18 protein-coding genes and 1 pseudogene are annotated in these 17881 nt (G+C 72.9%); 11 read left to right on the top strand and 8 right to left on the bottom strand.

Features of this window, described 5'->3' with window-relative positions:
• The first annotated feature begins 7 nt into the window (after positions 1 to 7).
• The 4 genes from ACZ3HQ_RS23740 (at position 8) to ACZ3HQ_RS23725 (ending at position 3582) form a co-directional block, all read left to right on the top strand.
• Complete coding sequence (locus tag ACZ3HQ_RS23740; protein WP_467513851.1) at positions 8 to 1180, top strand: ArsA family ATPase; 1173 nt, start codon at positions 8 to 10, stop codon at positions 1178 to 1180.
• Positions 1181 to 1236: 56 nt separating this feature from the next.
• Positions 1237 to 1743: a DUF5304 domain-containing protein gene (locus ACZ3HQ_RS23735; RefSeq protein ID WP_467513849.1), complete on the top strand. Its 507-nt coding sequence runs from the start codon at positions 1237 to 1239 to the stop codon at positions 1741 to 1743.
• A 67-nt stretch (positions 1744 to 1810) separates the two neighbouring features.
• The gene (locus ACZ3HQ_RS23730; RefSeq protein ID WP_467513847.1) at positions 1811 to 2764 is read left to right on the top strand and encodes an ROK family glucokinase; all 954 of its coding nucleotides are present in this window, start codon (positions 1811 to 1813) and stop codon (positions 2762 to 2764) included.
• Positions 2765 to 2829: 65 nt separating this feature from the next.
• Positions 2830 to 3582, top strand: coding sequence for an endonuclease/exonuclease/phosphatase family protein (locus tag ACZ3HQ_RS23725; RefSeq protein WP_467513845.1), 753 nt, complete (start codon positions 2830 to 2832; stop codon positions 3580 to 3582).
• A gap of 10 nt (positions 3583 to 3592) precedes the next feature.
• On the opposite strand, the gene ACZ3HQ_RS23720 is transcribed toward ACZ3HQ_RS23725, so the two are convergent.
• Both ACZ3HQ_RS23720 and ACZ3HQ_RS23715 read right to left on the bottom strand, forming a co-directional pair.
• Positions 3593 to 4189 carry a hypothetical protein gene (locus tag ACZ3HQ_RS23720; protein WP_467513843.1) on the bottom strand — a complete coding sequence of 199 codons (597 nt, stop codon included), beginning with the start codon at positions 4187 to 4189 and terminating at the stop codon, positions 3593 to 3595.
• Complete coding sequence (locus ACZ3HQ_RS23715; RefSeq protein WP_467513842.1) at positions 4182 to 4961, bottom strand: alpha/beta hydrolase; 780 nt, start codon at positions 4959 to 4961, stop codon at positions 4182 to 4184. Before ACZ3HQ_RS23715 ends, ACZ3HQ_RS23720 begins: the two co-directional genes overlap by 8 nt.
• Positions 4962 to 5122: 161 nt before the next feature.
• On the opposite strand from ACZ3HQ_RS23715, the gene ACZ3HQ_RS23710 reads away from it, so the two are divergent.
• From ACZ3HQ_RS23710 to ACZ3HQ_RS23695, 4 genes are all read left to right on the top strand, one after another.
• Positions 5123 to 5860 (top strand): lysophospholipid acyltransferase family protein, encoded by a 738-nt coding sequence (locus tag ACZ3HQ_RS23710; protein ID WP_467514178.1) that lies wholly within the window; start codon positions 5123 to 5125, stop codon positions 5858 to 5860.
• 29 nt (positions 5861 to 5889) lie between these two features.
• Positions 5890 to 7083, top strand: coding sequence for a MacS family sensor histidine kinase (gene macS / locus ACZ3HQ_RS23705; RefSeq protein ID WP_467513840.1), 1194 nt, complete (start codon positions 5890 to 5892; stop codon positions 7081 to 7083).
• Positions 7080 to 7754, top strand: a complete 675-nt coding sequence (locus tag ACZ3HQ_RS23700) for a response regulator (protein WP_467513838.1) — start codon at positions 7080 to 7082, stop codon at positions 7752 to 7754. The genes macS and ACZ3HQ_RS23700 overlap by 4 nt, the downstream gene beginning before the upstream one ends.
• Before the next feature lie 88 nt (positions 7755 to 7842).
• Positions 7843 to 8871 (top strand): 6-phosphofructokinase, encoded by a 1029-nt coding sequence (locus ACZ3HQ_RS23695; RefSeq protein ID WP_467513837.1) that lies wholly within the window; start codon positions 7843 to 7845, stop codon positions 8869 to 8871.
• A gap of 6 nt (positions 8872 to 8877) precedes the next feature.
• Here ACZ3HQ_RS23695 and ACZ3HQ_RS23690 read toward each other — a convergent pair whose 3' ends face one another.
• Both ACZ3HQ_RS23690 and ACZ3HQ_RS23685 read right to left on the bottom strand, forming a co-directional pair.
• Complete coding sequence (locus ACZ3HQ_RS23690) at positions 8878 to 10749, bottom strand: anthranilate synthase family protein (RefSeq protein WP_467513835.1); 1872 nt, start codon at positions 10747 to 10749, stop codon at positions 8878 to 8880.
• 127 nt (positions 10750 to 10876) lie between these two features.
• Complete coding sequence (locus ACZ3HQ_RS23685) at positions 10877 to 10933, bottom strand: trp operon leader peptide (protein ID WP_350749699.1); 57 nt, start codon at positions 10931 to 10933, stop codon at positions 10877 to 10879.
• Between the two features lie 122 nt (positions 10934 to 11055).
• Here ACZ3HQ_RS23685 and ACZ3HQ_RS23680 point away from each other — a divergent pair, with 122 nt between their 5' ends.
• Both ACZ3HQ_RS23680 and ACZ3HQ_RS23675 read left to right on the top strand, forming a co-directional pair.
• Positions 11056 to 12411, top strand: coding sequence for a class II 3-deoxy-7-phosphoheptulonate synthase (locus tag ACZ3HQ_RS23680; protein ID WP_031179927.1), 1356 nt, complete (start codon positions 11056 to 11058; stop codon positions 12409 to 12411).
• 155 nt (positions 12412 to 12566) lie between these two features.
• Complete coding sequence (locus tag ACZ3HQ_RS23675; protein WP_467514176.1) at positions 12567 to 12815, top strand: (2Fe-2S)-binding protein; 249 nt, start codon at positions 12567 to 12569, stop codon at positions 12813 to 12815.
• Positions 12816 to 12822: 7 nt separating this feature from the next.
• Here ACZ3HQ_RS23675 and bfr read toward each other — a convergent pair whose 3' ends face one another.
• Positions 12823 to 13311, bottom strand: coding sequence for a bacterioferritin (bfr, locus tag ACZ3HQ_RS23670; protein WP_467513833.1), 489 nt, complete (start codon positions 13309 to 13311; stop codon positions 12823 to 12825).
• Between the two features lie 154 nt (positions 13312 to 13465).
• Here bfr and ACZ3HQ_RS23665 point away from each other — a divergent pair, with 154 nt between their 5' ends.
• Positions 13466 to 14098 carry a sulfite oxidase-like oxidoreductase gene (locus tag ACZ3HQ_RS23665; protein ID WP_467513831.1) on the top strand — a complete coding sequence of 211 codons (633 nt, stop codon included), beginning with the start codon at positions 13466 to 13468 and terminating at the stop codon, positions 14096 to 14098.
• Positions 14099 to 14100: 2 nt separating this feature from the next.
• Here ACZ3HQ_RS23665 and ACZ3HQ_RS23660 read toward each other — a convergent pair whose 3' ends face one another.
• The 3 genes and pseudogenes from ACZ3HQ_RS23660 to ACZ3HQ_RS23650 form a co-directional block, all read right to left on the bottom strand.
• Positions 14101 to 15003, bottom strand: coding sequence for a deoxyribonuclease IV (locus ACZ3HQ_RS23660; protein ID WP_467513829.1), 903 nt, complete (start codon positions 15001 to 15003; stop codon positions 14101 to 14103).
• A gap of 57 nt (positions 15004 to 15060) precedes the next feature.
• Positions 15061 to 16989 (bottom strand): Stk1 family PASTA domain-containing Ser/Thr kinase, encoded by a 1929-nt coding sequence (gene pknB / locus ACZ3HQ_RS23655; RefSeq protein ID WP_467513827.1) that lies wholly within the window; start codon positions 16987 to 16989, stop codon positions 15061 to 15063.
• Between the two features lie 91 nt (positions 16990 to 17080).
• Positions 17081 to 17881: pseudogene (locus ACZ3HQ_RS23650) on the bottom strand (thiazole synthase); the annotation flags it as partial.

Raw genomic sequence — 17881 nt, 5'->3', positions numbered from 1 at the left:
CAGCCTCATGCGCACCCTCCTGATCACCGGGCCCGGCGGCAGCGGCCGCACCAGCGTCGCCGCCGCCACCGGGCTCGCCGCGGCCCGCACCGGCGCCCGAGTGCTCGTGCTCGGCGCCGACCGGGCCGACACGCTCGGCGCGGCCCTGGGCACGGTGACGGGACCCACGCCCACCGAGGCCGCCGAGAACCTCACCCTCTGTCGCCCCGACGCCGGTGCCCGCTTCCGCGAGGACCTCACCGCCTTCCAGCACCGCGCCGGAACCGTCCTCGACCTGCTCGGCGCCTCCCGGCTGGACGCCGAGGAGGTCACCCCGCTGCCCGGCGCCGAGGAACTCTCCGTGCTGCGCGCCCTGCGCGACGCGGCCCTCTCCGAGCGCTACGACCTGCTCGTGGTGGACCTCCCCCCGCTGCCCCAGGCCCTCGCCCTGCTCGCGCTGCCCGGGGAACTCCGCCGCTACCTGCGCCGCCTCCTGCCCCCCGAGCGCCAGGCCGCCCGCGCCCTGCGCCCCGTCCTCGGCCGCCTCGCCGGGGTCCCGATGCCCGCCGACTGGCTGTACGAGACGGCCGCCCGCTGGGACCTGGAACTCGCCGCCGTCGAAGCCGTCGTCGCCGACCGGGGCACCACCGTCCGCCTGGTCGCCGAACCCGGCCCGGCCGGGGAGGACGCCGTACGCACCGCGACCCTCGGCCTCGCCCTCGCCGGACTGCGCGCCGAGACCCTGATCGCCAACCGCGTGCTCCCCGAGTCCGCCGACGGCACCTGGCTGGCCGGTCCCGTCGCCCAGCAGCGCAAGACCCTGGCCGACTGGGCGGAGGAGTACGACGTGCACACCGTCCCGCACCTCGGCCACGACCCGCGTGGCACCGACGACCTCACCGCGCTCGCCCCGCCCGGCGTCAACCCCGCGCCCGACCCCGTCGAGTGGCCGGTCACCGACCGCCTCGCCGAGGACGGCACCCTGGTCTGGCGCCTCCCGCTGCCCGGCGCCGTACGCGACGACCTCGACCTGATCCGGCGCGGCGACGAACTCGTGGTCACCGCCGGACCCTTCCACCGGATCGTCGCCCTGCCCTCCGCGCTGCGCCGCTGCACGGTCGCCGGGGCCGCCCTGACCGACGGCGAGCTGTGTGTCCGGTTCGCGCCCGACCCCGCCCTGTGGCCCGGCACGGAACGGTGAACGGGCTGCGCCGTTCGGGTAACGTCGAAGACGCGAACCGTAGTCAGGAGCCCGCCATGAGCGAAGAGCGCCCCGCACCCCAGCCCCCCGAGGAGCCCGAAGCTCCCGAAGCGCCGCGCACGGGCGACGCCGACGCCTGGGCCACCGCCACCGCCGAGGACCTGGCCGCCGAGAAGGCCCGCCGCCGCGGCACCAGCCCGCCGCCGCCCGGCACGGCCGCCGAGGAGCTGCGCCGGCTGATGGACTCCGTGGCCGACAAGCTCTCCGGCCTCCAGTCCCCGCTGCTCGGCGCGGTCGCCGGGCCCGCCGCCCAGCAGGCGGTGCGCCAGATGGTCCAGCAGGCCAAGGCCGCCGTCGAACCGGTCGTCGAGCGCAATCCGCAGGTCTTCGACCACCTCGCCGCCGCCGGGAGCGAGCTGCTCGCCGCCTACCGCTCGGCCGTCCAGGCCCAGGAGCGGCGCTGGACCACCGGCCCCACCCCGCCCCCGGCCGACCCCCCGCCCGGCGGGCGCCGCGGCCCAGGTGAGGGCACCGGGCCGGGCGAGCGCATCGACCTGGACTGACGGTCTGTCCCGGTGGGGCCTCGGGTACCGTTGGCCCTAGCGGGGCTCGACCGGAACTGAGGGATTCATGGGACTCACCATCGGCGTCGACATCGGCGGCACCAAGATCGCGGCCGGCGTGGTCGACGAGGAAGGCAACATCCTCTCGACCTTCAAGGTGCCGACCCCCAGCACGCCCGAGGCCATCGTGGACGCCATCGCCTCGGCCGTGGAGGGCGCGCGTGCCGGACACGACATCGTCGGCGTGGGCATCGGTGCGGCCGGCTACGTGAACCGGCAGCGCTCGACCGTGTACTTCGCGCCCAACATCGACTGGCGCCAGGAGCCGCTCAAGGAGAAGGTCGAGGCCCGCGTGGGTCTCCCGGTCGTCGTGGAGAACGACGCCAACGCGGCCGCCTGGGGCGAGTACAAGTTCGGCGCGGGCAAGGGCCACCGCAACGTCATCTGCATCACGCTCGGCACCGGCCTGGGCGGCGGCATCATCATCGGCAACAAGCTGCGCCGGGGGCACTTCGGCGTGGCCGCCGAGTTCGGCCACATCCGGATGGTCCCGGACGGCCTGCTGTGCGGCTGCGGCTCGCAGGGCTGCTGGGAGCAGTACGCCTCCGGCCGCGCCCTGGTCCGCTACGCCAAGCAGCGCGCCAACGCCACCCCGGAGAACGCCGAGATCCTCCTGGGCCTCGGCGACGGCACCCCGAACGGCATCGAGGGCAAGCACATCTCGGTGGCCGCCCGTCAGGGCGACCCGGTGGCCGTGGACTCCTACCGCGAGCTGGCCCGCTGGGCGGGCGCCGGCCTCGCGGACCTGGCCTCGCTGTTCGACCCCTCCGCCTTCATCGTGGGCGGCGGCCTCTCGGACGAGGGCGAGCTGGTCCTCGACCCGATCCGCAAGTCCTACAAGCGCTGGCTGGTCGGCGGCAACTGGCGCCCGGTGGCCGACGTCATCGCCGCCCAGCTCGGCAACAAGGCCGGCCTGGTGGGCGCGGCGGACCTGGCGAGGGAGCCGGACCCGGTGATGTAGACCGGACGAGGTACCGACTTCAGGGGCGCGGGGAACGATCCTCGCGCCCCGAGTAGGTTGATCACATGCCAACCCCGTTCCCCAACTCCCGTACGGAGTCAGACGGTTCCGCGATCATCAGGGTCCTCAGCTACAACGTCCGCTCCCTGAGGGACGACACCGACGCCCTGGCGCGAGTGATCAACGCCTGCGCCCCGGACGTACTCCTCCTCCAGGAGGCCCCCCGCTTCTTCCGCTGGCGCAAGAAGCTGGCCCGCCTGGCCAAGGCCACCCGCCTCGTCTACCTCACCGGCGGAGCCCCCGCCGCCGGCCCGGCGATCCTCTGCTCCCTGCGGGCCACGGTCGAGCACACCGAGGACGTCCTGCTGCCCCTCACGCCGGGCCAGCACCGAAGGGGCCTCGCCACCGCGATCGTCCGCTTCGGCAAGGCCCGCACCGGGCTCGTCTGCTGCCACCTCGGCCTCCAGAAGGCCGAGCGCCAGACGCAGAGCGGCCTGCTCCTGGACCGCCTGGGCACCCTGGGCGTGGAGCACGCCGTGATCGGCGGCGACCTGAACGAGGGCCCGACCGGCCCCGCCTTCACCCTCCTCGCCGATGCCCTCCAGGACGCCGCGACCGTCGCGCCCCAGGGCGGCACGGACACCTTCCCCGCCGAGGCACCCGCCCGCCGTATCGACGCCGTCCTCGCCACCAAGGGCGTCGAGGTACTGGCCTGCGGAGTACCCACCGACCTGCCCGGCGTCACCGGGAGCGACCTGAGGGCGGCCACGGACCACCTTCCGGTCCTGGCCGCCCTCAGAATCCCGGCGAGCGCCTGAGCGGGGTGTCTCAGACGACGGCCCCCCGGCCGGGGTCGTCGTCATCGTCGTCGTCCGTGCGCATCCGGGTCACCAGGGTGACGAAGCCGCCGAGGAACCCGCCGATGGCGAGCGTCGTCAGCCACCAGGTCATCTCCCAGCCCAGCAGCACGGCGAGCAGCAGGAGGACCGGCCCGCCGACCACTCCGAGCCAGGCGAACTTGGCGGTGGTGTCGGCGACGGGCAGCGGGGGCGGCTCGGGCGGGACGAAGTGACCCTCGTCATCGTCATCGTCATCGTTGTCGGCGCCGCCGCCGCCCTCGTCGGTGGGCTCGGCCGGGGTGTGGTCGCGGGGGCCGACGCCGGGCGCGAAGGTGACCGAACTGCCCAGCGGCCGTACCGGCGCGGGCTTCCGCTCGGTGCCTTCCTCGTCCTCGTCCTCGTCCGGCTCCGGGTCCTTCTCCAGCAGCGCGAGGTCCTCGATGGAGCGGAAGGGCCTGGAGCCGGGCGGGTCCGGCGGCTCGTCGCCGTACCCCGCGACGATGGCCCGCCAGGCGGCGTCCTCGTCGAAGGGCGTACCGTGCTCGTCCGGCTCGCGGCCCTCGCGGTCGGAGTCGTGCTCAGCCAACGGGGGCCGTCCCTTCCTTGCCGACACGGGGAGCGATCCGGTCGATGAAGGCGAGGCTCTCCTCGACGATCCGGTCCGCGTCATGGTCCAACGTCGCCACGTGGTAGCTCTGTTCCAGCACGCTCTCCGTTACGTCCGTGGAGGACACCCGGCTCAGCACCCGCGCCGAGTCGGCCGCCGGGACCACGTGGTCCACCGCGCTGCGCAGCAGCAGCAACGGCTGCGTGACCTGCGGCAGCTCACCGTCCAGCACGCGCAGGAAGCGGCGCAGGGAGTGGGCGGCGTGCAGCGGGACCCGGTCGTAGCCCAGCTCGGTGGTGGCGCCCTTGGCGATGTCGCTGGCGATGCCCTTGGTGGAGGGCACCAGGTGCCGGACGACGGGCAGGGCGTGCGCGGCGAGTCCGTGCACCCGGTTCGCCGGGTTGACGACGACCACTCCGGCGACGCGCTCGCCGTGCCTGGCCGCCAGCCGGAGCGCCAGCGCCCCGCCCATGGACAGACCGGCCACGAACACCTGTTCGCAGCGTTCGGAGAGCTGCCACAGCTCGCGGTCGACGTGCGCGTACCAGTCCTCCCAGCCGGTGGCCCGCAGGTCCTCCCAGCGGGTGCCGTGTCCGGGCAGCAGGGGCAGCGACACCGACAGATCGTGCGCGGCGAGGTGCTCCGCCCAGGGGCGCAGCGACTGGGGCGAGCCGGTGAAACCGTGGCAGAGGAGAACCCCCACCTCCCCGCCGTCGTGGCGGTACGGCTCGGCTCCGGGAAGGACCGGCACCTTTGGGGCTCCTGTTCCGGTATGTGGATCTATGGGGAGTGCGGTACTGGCGGATGTGGGTTCACCGTACGCGACCGCATCGCCACCGACCAGGGTCGTCGGCGCCATTGGCGGCGGTCCGGGATAAGGTCTGTGCGACGGAATCGGGAGGCACGTGGGTGTTGTACGGCACGATGAAGGTTGCCATCGGAGGGCCGCTGAAGGTCGCCTTCAGACCCTGGGTCGAGGGGCTGGAGAACATCCCGGCCGAGGGGCCCGCCATTCTGGCGAGCAATCACCTCTCGTTCTCGGACTCGTTCTTCCTGCCCACGATGCTGGACCGCAAGGTCACCTTCATCGCCAAGGCCGAGTACTTCACCACCCCCGGACTCAAGGGACGGCTGACGGCCGCCTTCTTCAAGGGCGTCGGGCAGCTCCCCGTCGACCGGTCCGGCGCGCGGGGTGCGGGCGAGGCCGCGATCAAGAGCGGCATAGAGGTGCTGGAGCGCGGTGAGCTGTTCGGCATCTATCCCGAGGGCACCCGCTCTCCCGACGGCCGCCTCTACCGGGGCAAGCCCGGCGGTCTGGCCCGCGTGGCGCTGGCCACCGGGGCGCCGGTGATCCCGGTGGCGATGATCGACACCGAGAAGATCCAGCCGCCCGGCAAGGTGATGCCGAAGCTGATGCGTCCCGGCATCCGGATCGGCAAGCCGCTGGACTTCAGCCGCTACCACGGCATGGACCACGACCGGTTCGTGCTGCGGGCGGTGACGGACGAGGTCATGTACGAGATCATGAAGCTCTCCGGCCAGGAGTACGTCGACATCTACGCGACCGCCGCCAAGCGGCAGCTCGCGGAGGCGGCGAAGGCGGCGAAGGAAGCCGGCAAGGCCGGGAAGGCGGAGAAGACCGGGGCCTAGCGACCCGGCTCGGGGGAGGCGGGGGCGCCATGGCCAGGGGCGAACGGGTCATGCGGATGTCGGTCGAGCTGCCGCTGTGGCGCGCGCTCACCGGCTACCGCGTCCTGACCATGCTGTACGCGCTCGGTCTGGGCGCCACCGCCTACACCCACTTCGTCCGCCCCTGGGTGGCCCTCGCCTACTACGCCCTGCTGGTGCTCTGGACGCTCGCCACCGTGACCCGGGTGACCAGTGCCGCCCGCTGCACCCGGCGGTTCCTCGCGGCCGACCTGGCCGTGGCGGTGCTCGGCATCCTGCTCACCCCGCTCGCCGACGACCCGCACCGGATCGCGGACGGCGGCCCCACCCTGCCGTCGATATGGACGGCAGGCGCGGTGCTGGCCTTCGCCCTCAAGGGCGGCTGGCGCTGGGCGGCCGGTGCCTCCACGGCGGTCGCCGTGGCCAACCTGGTCGAGCGGGGCGCCCCGGCGCGGGACACCGTGCACAACGTGATCCTGGTCTGGGTCGCCGCCATCGCCATCGGCTACGTGGTCGAGGTGGCCCGCGCCTCCGAGCGCACCCTGGCCCGTGCCTTGGAGATCGAGGCCGCCACCCGCGAACGCGAGCGCCTCGCCCGCGACATCCACGACAGCGTGCTCCAGGTGCTGGCCATGGTCCAGCGGCGCGGCGCGGTCATCGGCGGCGAGGCGGCCGAGCTGGGCCGGCTCGCGGGGGAACAGGAGATCGCCCTGCGCACCCTGGTCTCCGGCGGCCTGCTCCCCGCCGGCCGCACCCCCGCCGACCCGCCCCCCGCTGACACCGGCCCGCTCGACCTGCGCTCCCTGCTCGCCCCGTACGCCGGGTCGCGCGTGAGCCTCGCCGAACCCGGAGCGCCGGTCACGCTGGAGGCGACGGCGGCGCGGGAGCTGGCGGCCGCCGTCGGGGCCGCGCTGGACAATGTGCGCCGGCACGCGGGCGAGGAGGCCCGCGCCTGGATTCTGGTCGAGGACGAGCCCGACGGGATCGTCGTCACCGTCCGCGACGACGGCCCCGGCATACCCGAGGGCCGGCTCGCGCTGGCCGAGGGCGAGGGCAGGCTCGGGGTGGCCCAGTCGATCCGGGGACGGCTGCGCGACCTCGGCGGCAGCGCCGAGGTGATCTCCGTGCCCGGCCAGGGCACCGAGGTCGAGTTGAAGGTACCGAAGAGCGCCGAGGCGGCGCGGGGGAAGGCGGAACGGCGATGACCGAGCAGGACCCGATCAAGGTGATGGTGGTCGACGACCATCCCATGTGGCGCGACGCGGTCGCCCGCGACCTGGCGGAGTCCGGGCTGAACGTCGTCGCCACCGCGGGCGACGGCGAGCAGGCGGTGCGCCGGGCCAAGGCCGCCGCCCCCGACGTACTCGTGCTCGACCTCAACCTGCCCGCCAAGCCCGGTGTGCAGGTCTGCAAGGAACTCATCGCCCACGACCCGGGCCTGCGCGTCCTGGTGCTCTCCGCCAGCGGCGAGCACGCCGACGTGCTGGAGGCGGTGAAGTCGGGGGCCACCGGCTATCTGCTGAAGTCCGCCTCCACCGGCGAACTGCTGGACGCGGTCCGCCGTACCGCCGTCGGCGACCCGGTGTTCACCCCCGGCCTCGCCGGACTGGTCCTCGGCGAGTACCGGCGGCTGGCCGCCGAGCCCGCGCCCGCCCCCGAGGCCGGGACACCGGGCGCGCCCCGGCTCACCGACCGGGAGACCGAGGTGCTGCGCCTGGTCGCCAAGGGGCTGAGCTACAAGCAGATCGCGGAACGCCTGGTCATCTCGCACCGCACGGTCCAGAACCACGTCCAGAACACCCTGGGCAAGCTCCAGCTCCACAACCGGGTGGAACTGGTGCGGTACGCGATCGAGCGGGGCCTGGACGACGACTGATTCACCGGTTTCGCCCTTCCCACCTCGTTGTGTGACCTGTATCACCATTACCGTGGCTGAGTCGGTTACCGCGGCGAAGGGACGGACCATGCGCGTCGGAGTGCTGACCGGGGGCGGCGACTGTCCGGGCCTGAACGCCGTCATCCGGGCCATAGTCCGCAAGGGTGTCCAGGAGTACGGCTACGACTTCACCGGCTTCCGGGACGGCTGGCGCGGCCCCCTCGAAGGCCGGACCGTCCCCCTCGACATCCCCGCCGTGCGCGGCATCCTCCCGCGTGGCGGCACCATCCTCGGCTCCTCGCGCACCAACCCCCTCAAGGCCGAGGACGGGGTGCGCCGGGTCCGGGCGAACCTCGCCGAGCAGGGCGTCGACGCGCTGATCGCCATCGGCGGCGAGGACACCCTCGGCGTCGCCGCCACGCTGTACGAGGAGCACGGCGTGCCCTGCGTGGGCGTGCCCAAGACCATCGACAACGACCTCTCCGGCACCGACTGGACCTTCGGCTTCGACACCGCCGTCAACATCGCCACCGAGGCCATCGACCGGCTGCACACCACCGCCGAGTCCCACATGCGGGTGCTGGTCTGCGAGGTGATGGGCCGGCACGCGGGCTGGATCGCGCTGCACTCCGGGCTCGCCGGCGGCGCCAACGTCATCCTCATCCCCGAGCACCGCTTCGACCTCGACGAGGTGTGCGGCTGGATCACCTCCCGCTTCGAGGCGGCGTACGCCCCGATCGTGGTCGTCGCCGAGGGCGCGATGCCGAGCGAGGGCGACATGGTGCTCAAGGACGAGTCGCACGACTCCTTCGGGCATGTGCGCCTCTCCGGGGTGGGGGAGTGGCTGGCCAAGCAGATCGAGCAGCGCACCGGCAAGGAGGCCCGCACCACCGTGCTCGGGCACGTCCAGCGCGGCGGCACCCCGAGCGCCTTCGACCGCTGGCTCGCCACCCGTTTCGGGCTGCACGCCATCGACTGCGTCCACGACGGCGACTTCGGCAAGATGGTCGCCCTCCAGGGCACCCGCATCGTCCGCATCCCGATCTCCGAGGCGACCGCCGAACTGAAGACGGTCGACCCGGAGCTGTACGCGGAGGCCGGGGTGTTCTTCGGCTGAGCCCCGCTACGAGCCGGTGCGCGCCGTCAGCAGTCCGGAGACCAACTCCCGCACCAGGCCGGCCCCGTTGACGGTCAGCACCGACTCCGGGTGGAACTGCACCGACGCGAACCGGCCGGCGCGCAGCGCGTGCACCTCGCCGTCCTCGGTACGGCTCACCTCGACGCCGTGCGCGGCCAGTTCCCGCGCCGCCTCGTCGTCGCAGCGGGCCGTGAAGCTGTTGTAGAAGCCCACCGTCTCCGCGCGCCCGAACAGGTCGATCACCGTCTGCGCCCCCTGGTACGGCACCCGCTTGCGGACGATCTCCAGCCCCAGTTCCGCCGCGATCAGCTCGTGCCCCAGGCACACCCCGAGCACCCCGTGCCGGTGCCCGCGCAGCACGGTGGCCGTCAGCTCCCGCAGCGCCCGCATCTTCGGGTCGGCCGCGTCCGAGGGGTCACCGGGGCCGGGGCCCAGCACCACCGGGCCCTCGTGCGCCCGCACCGCCTCGGTGAGCCCCGGCTCGTCGAAGCGCCGTACCGTCACCTCCAGGCCGGCCGAGCGCAGGACGTGGGCCAGCATCGCGGTGAAGGTGTCCTCGCCGTCGACCACCAGCGCGTGCGCGCCCAGCGGGGCGGCCGGCTCCCGCATCCGCAGCCAGAACGGCGCCAGCGCCGCCCGGCGCCCGTCCAGTGCGGCCCGCACCCGAGGGTCGTCCGCCAGCCGGGGCCGCTCCCGCTCGGTGTGCGGCCGGGCCGGGCGCACCCCGAGGGCGGCCAGCACGCCCGCGGCCTTCGCGTGGGTCTCGGCCACCTCGCCGGCCGGGTCCGAGCCGCGCACCAGGGTCGCGCCGACCGGCACGCTCAGCCGGCCGTCGGCGGCGATGTCGGCGGTGCGGATCAGGATGGGGGAGTCCAGGGTGCGGGCGCCCCCGGCGTCCCGGCCGAGCAGGGCGAGCGCGCCCGCGTAGTAGCCGCGCCCGGTGGGCTCGTACCGCTCGATCACCCGGCAGGCGTTCTGCACCGGGGACCCGGTGACGGTGGCGGCGAACATGGTCTCGCGCAGCACGTCCCGCACGTCCAGCGAGGTCCTGCCGCGCAGCTCGTACTCGGTGTGCGCGAGGTGGGCCATCTCCTTCAGCCGGGGGCCGATCACCACCCCGCCCCGGTCGCCGACGGTGCACATCATCTTCAGCTCCTCGTCGACCACCATGGACAGCTCCTCGGTCTCCTTGGCGTCGGCGAGGAAGTCCAGCAGGTGCTCCGGGGTCGGACCCTCGGCCGGATAGCGGTACGTCCCGCTGATCGGGTTCATCACCACCGTGCCGCCGGACATCCGCACATGGACCTCGGGACTCGCCCCCACCAGCGTCCGGGCGCCGGTGTGCACCACGAACGTCCAGTACGCGCCCCGCTCGCCCGCCAGCAGCCGCCGGAACAGCGCGAGCGCGTCGGCCCGCGAGAAGCCGGGGATCTCGCCCCGGTAGGTCCGCCGGATCACGAAGTTGGCGCCCTCGCCCCGCCCGATCTCCTCGCGCAGCACCCGGCCGACGATCTCCCCGTACTCCGCGTCGGGCACGTCGAACCCGCCGTCCTCCACCCGCACCGGGTGCGCGGGCAGGGTGTCCAGCGCCCGGTCGAGCGGGACCTCGTAGGACTCCTCGGGGTGCAGCACCAGCAGCGGGGTGCCGTCGTCGCGGACGTCGAAGCCGCGCTCGCGGATCTGCCGGAACGGGATAAGCGCCAGGCCCTCGTCGGGCAGCTCGGCCAGCTCCTCGTGGGCGGTGACCGGGCCGAGCAGCACCTCCACGAAGGAGGTGTCCCGGCCGGGGGTGCGGCGGTGCAGCAGGGCGAAGGGGCGGTCGCCGTCGGCGAGACGGGCCAGGTCGGGCTGGTTCATGGGGGTCCTCATGCGTAGGGCGGTCCGGAAAGCGGGACGACGGACGCCGGTCGTGGGACGGACCCCGGAAACACCGAAGGCCGCCCCTCGGGCGGCCTTCGCGGAAGTCTCGGTGGTGCGCGCGAAATCAGTGGGCCGCCGGAAGAGCGGTCCACCACCAGTTCTGGATCTGCTGCGCGAACATGGCGCCGACCCTACCGCATCGGCCCGGCCCGGCGCGGGGAAAGGCGTCCACGGAGCAGTCACCCCGTCTCACCTTTCGAGCGGGGCCGGGAGCACGGGCTGCGACCCCGTAATGTTTAGAGCGTGACCGTGAACGCTGATTCCCGAGCCGTGGCCGCCGAGGCGACCTGGCGAGACCTGCCCGCGGCGCAGCAGCCCGAATACCCGGATACCGAGGCTCTGCGCGAAGTGATCGCGGAGCTGTCGACCTATCCGCCCCTCGTCTTCGCGGGCGAGTGCGACCAGTTGCGCGCCCGGCTGGCGTCCGTCGCCAAGGGCGAGGCGTTCCTGCTCCAGGGCGGCGACTGCGCCGAGTCCTTCGACGCGGTGGGCGCCGAGCACATCCGGGCCAAGGTCAAGACGATCCTGCAGATGGGCGCCGTGCTGACGTACGCCGCGTCCGTGCCCGTCGTCAAGGTCGGCCGGATCGCGGGCCAGTACTCCAAGCCGCGCTCCAAGCCCACCGAGACCCGTGACGGCGTGACCCTGCCGGTGTACCGGGGCGACTCCGTCAACGGCTTCGACTTCACCGAGAAGAGCCGCTACCCGGACCCCGAGCGGCTGAAGCGGATGTACCACGCCTCCGCCTCCACGCTGAACCTGGTCCGCGCCTTCACCACCGGCGGCTACGCCGACCTGCGCCAGGTGCACGCCTGGAACCAGGACTTCGTGAAGTCCTCGCCGTCGGGCCAGCGCTACGAGCAGCTCGCCCGCGAGATCGACCAGGCGCTGAACTTCATGCGGGCCTGCGGCGCGGAGCCGGAGGAGTTCAAGACCGTCGAGTTCTACTCCTCGCACGAGGCGCTGCTGCTGGACTACGAGTCCGCGCTGACCCGCGTCGACTCCCGCACCGGCAAGCTGTACGACGTCTCCGGGCACATGGTGTGGATCGGTGAGCGCACCCGGCAGATGGACGGTGCGCACATCGAGTTCGCGTCCAAGATCCGCAACCCGATCGGCATCAAGCTCGGCCCGACCACCACGGCCGAGGACGCCCTGCGCTACATCGACCGTCTCGACCCCGACCGGGAGCCGGGCCGGCTGACGTTCATCGTCCGCATGGGCGCCGACAAGATCCGCGACCGGCTGCCCGAGCTGGTGGAGAAGGTCACGGCGTCCGGCGCGACGGTGGCGTGGGTGACCGACCCGATGCACGGCAACACCTTCGAGGCGGCCTCCGGGCACAAGACCCGCCGCTTCGACGACGTGCTGGACGAGGTCAAGGGCTTCTTCGAGGTCCACAAGGGCCTGGGCACCCACCCCGGCGGCATCCATGTGGAGCTGACCGGCGACGACGTCACCGAGTGCGTGGGCGGCGGCGACGAGATCTTCGTCGACGACCTGCACCAGCGCTACGAGACGGCGTGCGACCCCCGGCTCAACCGCAGCCAGTCGCTCGACCTCGCCTTCCTGGTCGCGGAGATGTACCGGGACCAGTGAGGCCGAAGCGGCGTCAGGCGTGAAGTGGGGCGCGGATCACATGAGATCCGCGCCCTTCCGCTTTCCCGCCCCCCGGCCACTGGGTTAGGTTAGGTTTGCCTCACCGAAATCCGGCGACGGCATGGATACGACGGTCGCGTCGGGAGGTGAACCTGGTGTTCGTCTGCAGTTGCTTCGGCATCACCGAGCAGCAGGTCAAGCAGCACGCCGAGGACGGCGCCTGCACCCCGCGCCAGATCGCCTCCGCCTGTAAGGCCGGCACCGACTGCGGCGGCTGTGTCCGGCGCATCCAGGCTCTCCTCGGCCGGGGCGCCTGCCCGCGCCGCGAGCAGATCGCCCAGCGCCCGCCGGTGCTCGTCACCGCCGCCGAGGCGCCCGTACGACGGCTCGGTGACGCGGCCTGACCAGGGCCTACGGGGTGTCGGGCTGGGTCTGCTCGATCACCGTGGACAGGTAGAGCGACTCGCCCAGCTTCTCGATCAGGTCGAGCTGGGTCTCCAGGTAGTCGATGTGCAGTTCCTCGTCGGCGAGGATGGCCTCGAAGACGTTGGCCGAGGTGATGTCGCCCTTGGCGCGCATGATCTCCACGCCCCGGCGCAGCCGGTCGATGGCCTCGACCTCGATCTGCCGGTCCGCCCGGAACATCTCCGTCACCGTCTGGCCGACCGAGACATGGAAGAGCCGCTGGTAGTTGGGCAGACCGTCCAGCATCAGGATGCGGTCGGTCAGGGACTCCGCGTGCCGCATCTCGTCGAAGGACTCGGCCCTGGTGTACCGGGCGAGCTTCGTCCACCCCTTGTGGTCCTGGAGCTTGGCGTGCAGGAAGTACTGGTTGATCGCGGTCAGCTCGGCGGTGAGCTGTTCGTTGAGCAGCTCGATGACCTCGGGGTCGCCTGACATGGTGAACGGGCTCCTTCCGGACATACCTGGCAGATGCTGCCGCATGATTTCACCGGCGCCCCGGGCCGTCCAGTAAGCGCACACTTAGTACGCATTGCCGGAAATATCCCTGTGCTGGTCGGATGCACCCCGCCCGGTCTGTCAGGATGGAGACATGGCTCATCCGGTGGAACGCGCGTCTGGGACGGGGGCAGCGGCAGATCTTCCGCCGGGGCAGCGGCTCCAGCGCGGCTGGCCGGTCACGCACTACGGGCCCGTGCCCAAGTTCCGCCCCGAGCGCTGGGACTTCCGGGTCTTCGGCGCCACCGCCGACGGCGACAAGCGGTCCTGGACCCACGAGGAGTTCACCGCCCTGCCGTACGCCACCGTCGTGGCCGACCTGCACTGCGTGACGAAGTTCAGCATGCTCGGCGCGGAGTGGGGCGGCGTGCCCGCCCGCGCGATCCTCGACCTGGTTCCGCCCGCGCCCGACGTCACCCATGTGATGGTGTGGGCCGAGTACGGCTTCAGCGCCAACCTCCGGCTGGCCGACTTCGCCGACGAGCGCGCCATCTTCGCCATCCACAAGGACGGCGAACTCCTCACCGCCGAACACGGCTTCCCGGCCCGCCTGGTCGTCCCGCACCTGTACGCCTGGAAGGGCCCCAAGTGGGTCCGGGGCGTGGAGTACATGACGGCCGACCGCCGGGGCTTCTGGGAGCAGCGTGGCTACCACAACGTGGGCGACCCCTGGAAGGAACAGCGCTACTCCTACCAGGAGGAGCCGGGGGACGGGCCGGAGCTGTAGCTCTATGCGTCCCTGAGGCGCTTCAGGCGGGCCACGTCCGCCGCGTGCCCCTCCTTGCCCCCGGGGGTCTCGATGACCAGCGGGACGCCCGCCGTGGCCGGGTGCGCCATCAGCGCGCGGAACGGCTCCTCGCCGATGTGTCCGGAGCCAATGTTCTCGTGGCGGTCCTTGTGTGCGCCGGCCACATCTTTGGAGTCGTTGGCGTGGATCAGCTTCAGCCGTCCCTCGCCCACGGTCTCCACCAGCAGATCGAGGGTCTGCCGCATGCCGTCCGGGCCGGTCAGGTCGTGCCCGGCGGCGTAGATGTGGCAGGTGTCCAGACAGACGCCGAGCTTCGGGTGGGCGTCCAGCGCGTCGAAGTACGGGCCGAAGTCCCAGGTCCGCGAGCACAGTGAGGAACCCTGCCCGGCCGTCGACTCCAGCAGCAGAAACGGGTCGTCGTCGTGGGTCAGCTCGTCCAGCAGCGGCAGCAGATGCTCGCGCACCTGCTTCAAAGCCACCTCGCGCGGGCGCCCGCCGGTCGCGCTCCCGGTGTGCACCACCACGCCGAGCGCCCCGATGTCCCGGCCGCGCCGCAGGGAGTGCCGCAGCGACTCCACCGACCGCTCCACCGTCGCCTCGGTGTGCGAGCCGAAGTTGATCAGGTAGGGCGCGTGCACGTAGACCGGTATCGACTCCGCCGCGCAGGCCGCCCGGAACGCCTCGTCCTGGGCCGGGTTCCCGGCCGGGGTGGCCCAGCCGCGCGGGTTGGCCACGAAGACCTGCACGGTCTCCGCCCTCAGCTCACGGGCGTACGGAAGCCCCGTCGAGTGCAGGCCGCCGGCCACCGGCACATGCGCGCCGACGGGGTTGCGGAGGGCACCGGGGACGGTGAGGGGAGCTGCGGGGGACGGCTGGAGTGTCACCCGTTCAGGGTGTCACGCCGTCCCCGGCGCCCGGACCGGCGGCCGCGGTGAGACCGGTCACCGGATGGTGATCGTGACCTTCGAACCCTTGGGCGCCTCGTCGCCGCCCGCCACCGACTGCTTCTTCACGGTGTCGCCGAACAGCCCCAGCAGCCCACGGTCCTCGTGGACCTCGAACCCGGCCGCCTCCAGCTTCCGGTGCGCGTCGTCCACGTTCGACCCGACCACGTCCGGGACCTTCACCATCTCCGGGCCCTTGGACAGCGTCAGCGTCACCGTGTCGCCCTCGGCACCCCGGGCGCCCGCCTCCGGCGACTGGAAGGCGACCTGGCCCTTGTCGTAGTCGGAGTTGACGCGCTCGGCGGCGATTTTCACCTTCAGCCCGGCGTCCGTCAGGTCCTGGCGCGCGCTCTCCACGTCCTCACCGCTGACGTCCGGGATGTCGACCGGGGCACCCTTGCTGACGACCAGCGCGATCGCCGACCCGGCATGCCGCTCGATGCCCGCCTCCGGCGTCGTCCGGATCACCGAGCCCCGCTCGACCTCGTCGCTGAACTCGCGCGTGACCATGCCCGGCTCCAGCCCGGCCGACTTCAGCCGCTCCCGCGCCCGCTCCAGCGGCTGGCCCGCCACCCGGGGCACCGAGACGGTACGCGGGCCCAGCGAGACCGTGAGCCCCACCGAGGCGTGGCCCCGTACGCGCGAGCCGGCCGTCGGGTCCGTGCTGATGACCGTGCCCCGGTCCACCGTGTCGCTGTAGGCGTGCTTCACGCCGCCCACTTCCAGCCCGGCCGCTCTCAGCCGTTGCTCGGCCTGGTCCTGGGTGCGCGACAGCACCGGCGGGACCTTGGTGAACTGGCCGGAGTTGATGTACCAGACCCCGCCGCCGACGCCGAGGACCACCAGCACCGCCGCCAGCAGGGTGAGCAGCCCGCGCCGGGAGCGTCCGGTGCCGCGCCGGGCGGGCGGGGGCTCGATGTCGGTGGTGTGCAGCACGCTCGTGACGTCGTGAACGTCCTCGCCGTCCCCGTTCACCGGGAGCGGCCGGACCGTCAGGGCGCGCGGCAGCACGCTCGTCCGGTCGCCCGCGTTGTCGTGGTCGCCCGACAGGGCCTGCGGGGGCAGCGCGTCGAGCTGCTCCTCGGTGAGCGTGCCGCGCACCCGCAGCACCTCGCCGAGCAGCGCGGCCGCGTCCGCGGGGCGCAGAGCCGGGGTGCGGGCGGTGGCGGCGGCGACCAGGCCGTCCAGCTCGGGGGCCAGGCCCGGTGCCAGCGCCGAGGGCGGGGGCACGTCGTCGTTGAGGTGCTTGTAGATGACCTGGGCCGGGGAGTCCCCGGAGTGCGGCTTGGCGCCGGTCAGCATCTCGTACAGCACGACACCGCAGGCGTACACGTCCACGCGCGGGTCGGCGGTGCCCTGCTCGATCTGCTCCGGGGCCAGGTAGGAGACGGTGCCGAGGACCGCGCCGGTGGTGCTGGTGACCGTGTCGACCGAGCGGACCAGGCCGAAGTCGGCGACCTTGACCCGGCCGTCGTCCCCGATCAGCACGTTCTCCGGCTTCATGTCCCGGTGCACGAACCCGGCCCGGTGCGCGGCGCCCAGCGCGGCGAGCACCGGCTCCAGGATGTCCAGGGCCGCCCTCGGCCGCAGCGCGCCCCGCTCGCGCAGCACGTCGCGCAGGGTGCATCCGGCGACGTACTCCATGGCGAGGTAGACGTAACCGCCGTCGGTGCCCTGGTCGAAGACCTGCACCACGTTGGGGTGGGACAACCGGGCGACCGACTTGGCCTCGCGGATGAACCGGTCCACGAAGGCGCCGTCGGCGGCCAGCGCCGGATGCATCACCTTGAGCGCCAGGACCCGGTCCAGCCGGATGTCCAGGGCCCGGTAGACGGTCGCCATCCCGCCGACGGCGATCCGCGCCTCGACGCGATAGCGGCCGTCGAGCACCTGGCCGAGGAGGGGGTCCGAGAGGGTCGTATCCACGCGGGCGAGTCTACGAGGGGTGCGCGGACGTGGCTCCCGCTGCGCCGTCCGGGTGAGCGACCGCAGCAGAGCTGTGACGGTCCGGGGACGTGAACGCCGGGCGCTCGGGGTCGAGGTCCGCGCGCCCCTCCACGGGGGAGGACGCCCGCGCGAAATGGCGGCGCGGGATGCGTCCGGCCCGCCGCGCCAGGTGCCCGGCATGCACGGCGTACCGCATGGCCGAGGCCATCGTCTCGGGGTCCTGCGCACGGGTGACGGCCGAGGCGAGCATCACACCGGCGCACCCCAGCTCCATCGCCAGCGCCACGTCGGACGCCGTACCGGCACCGGCGTCCAGGATCACCGGGACGTACGACTGCTCCACGATCAGCTCGAAGTTGTGCGGGTTGCGGATGCCGAGACCGGAGCCGATCGGGGAGCCCAGCGGCATCACGGCCGCGCACCCCACGTCCTGGAGCCTGCGGGCCAGCACCGGGTCGTCGTTGGTGTACGGCAGCACGGTGAAGCCGTCGTCGACCAGCGTCTCGGCCGCGTCCAGGGTCTCCACCGGGTCCGGCAGCAGCGTCCGTTCGTCGGCCACCACCTCCAGCTTCACCAGGGAAGTGCCGAGCGCCTCGCGGGCCAGCCGTGCGGTCAGCACCGCCTCCCCTGCGGTGAAGCAGCCCGCGGTGTTCGGCAGCACGCGGATGCCGAGCCTCTCCAGCACCGACAGCACCGAGCCGTGCGCGCCGGGGTCGACCCGGCGCATCGCCACCGTGGTCAGCTCGGTGCCGGACGCGATCAGCGAGCGCTCCAGCACGTCCAGGCTGGGGGCGCCGCCGGTACCCATGATCAGCCGGGAGTCCAGGGCCAGGCCGCCGAGGACCAGGGGTTCGGTGGTTCCGGTGGTCAT

The organism is Streptomyces sp. NPDC018263, assembly GCF_055562575.1.
The sequence above is the reverse complement of the archived record's forward strand: the minus strand, read 5'-3'. Positions and strand labels throughout refer to the sequence as shown.